The organism is Moorena sp. SIO3I6, assembly GCF_010672095.1.
In genome coordinates, this window is sequence record NZ_JAAHHU010000868.1 from 1 (window position 1) to 2046 (window position 2046).

The window sequence follows — 2046 nt, forward strand, 5'->3', positions numbered from 1 at the left end:
ACGTTTCTGTACAAGGAGGGGTTCTACCATAGTGATTGCAGGGTTCCAGATTCACGTAAACCGTTGCGCCCTGGGCATTTTCCCCAGCCTCTGAGAGGGCAAACACTTCCGCGTGAGGTTGACCAGCAGCAGGATGAAACCCTTCCCCGACAATTTCCCCATTCCGGACAATTACACAACCCACTAAAGGGTTGGGTGTAGTACGTCCCTGGGCTCGCCGTGCTAGTTGGATACACCGCTGTATCATGGCTTGCGCCAAGGGAGTTTCAGGAAAAGATGTCACAGGAGAGTTGTCCATTTGTCTATTACTATTCCTCTGTTAGTATTCGTTTGTTACTATTGATATTTGATTTTTAATCATTAATGAAATCCCTTAGCATTTAATTAACTTTGACTCTAAACTATAAACGTCATAAAATTTAATTTTTTCACCAATAGCTCAACCATAATAATCACTTAAAAACTAATGAATTAACTGTGGCAAATTCCACAGTTTTATTATCTTTTTACCACCACTAGTAGCAATTGTATGGCAATCAGGACTAATCGCAAAATAGTCAATTGGATTTGGAAAACCATTTAGGGTGTAGATTAGTTTTTCATTAGCAAAATCCCACACTTTTATCGTTTTATCTGCACTTCCACTGAACAACTTCTTACAATTAGCACCGATAGCTAGTTCTTCCACATAATTGGTATGATCAGTTAGACTATTGACTTCTTCTCCAGTATCTAGATTCCATACTTTGATAGTATTGTCAGCACTAGCACTAAACAATCGTTGTCCATCCGGACTTATGGCTAGAGAATTAACATAGCTATCATGGCCTTTTAGAGTGTCGATTTCTTCCCCAGTGTTGATATCCCAAATTTTAATTGTCTTATCAGCACTAGCACTAAATAGTTCTTGATCATTCTGACTAATTAATAAAAAGTTAATTGAACTTTGATGACCTTGGAGAGTGCGGAGTTCTTCTCCCGTGTTGATATCCCAAATCTTAATCGTCTTATCGGCACTAGCACTAAACAATCGTTGTCCATCCGGACTAACCGCTAGATGATTAATATAACTCTTATGACCTTGGAGAGTGCGGAGTTCTTTTCCCGTGTTGATATCCCAAATTTTAATCGTCTTATCGGCACTAGCACTAAATAAGTGTTGTCCATCGGGACTAATAGCTAGATAATTAACAAAGCTATTATGACCTTGGAGAGTGTAGATTTCTTCTGCCGTGTTGATATTCCAAATTTTAATCGTTTTATCGGCGCTCCCACTAACTAATAATTCGCCATCTTGACTAATGACTAGGTAATTAACCCAACTTGAATGAGCAGTGAAGGTCTTAGTGTTAACTACAGATAATTCTTGAGCAGATATCTCTTGATATTTTCTAAGGGAAGGATTATAGGATTGATACAATAGCCAACCACCAGCACCAAATAATCCCACCACCAAAGTCAATATCCCTCCTAACCACCATCTTCTTCTTGGGGTTTTGACAACTTCCGTTTCTATAGAAATATTGGGTTGAGATTTAGTTTTAAATCTTTGGTTGGTTGTACTCGCTTCTAGATTAGTATTAGCCTGTGAAATACTAATAAAAGATGAAATATTAGCGATATCATTTAAAATTTGCTGAGTTTTCTGAGGTCGAGCTGCTGCCGTTGGGGCCATCAAACTATCAATAAAGTCGGCTAGCTGCTCAGATATTTGAGGAGCATGATCACGCCAATGAAATTGATCATTTAACGGATCATAAACACTCTGATCGGTGACTGATTTCCCAGTTAGTAAATAAACAAAGGTTCGCCCCAGAGCATAAAAATCGGACTGTGGGACTGCATACCCTTTTTCTTGCTCTGGGGGAGTATAGCCATGGGAACTAATCTTGGTAACACTGCCTCCACCACCAATTTCCGCTAGGTAGGTATAGGTCAACTCTCTAGCAGTGCCAAAGTCAATCAATACCAATTGCCCATTGGCACGGAGCATGATGTTTTCTGGCTTGATATCGCGATGGAAATAGTTTTCTTGGTGAACAAGAT

At 39.4% G+C, this 2046-nt stretch carries 1 protein-coding gene and 1 pseudogene; both read right to left on the reverse strand.

Annotation, left to right across the window (positions count from 1 at the left end; all coding sequences use genetic code 11):
- Positions 1-298, reverse strand: a pseudogene (locus F6K49_RS43765) (bifunctional diaminohydroxyphosphoribosylaminopyrimidine deaminase/5-amino-6-(5-phosphoribosylamino)uracil reductase); the annotation flags it as partial.
- A gap of 165 nt (positions 299-463) precedes the next feature.
- Positions 464-2046, reverse strand: a 1583-nt coding sequence (locus tag F6K49_RS43770; protein ID WP_293108063.1) for a protein kinase, incomplete at its 5' end; no start/stop codon positions are given.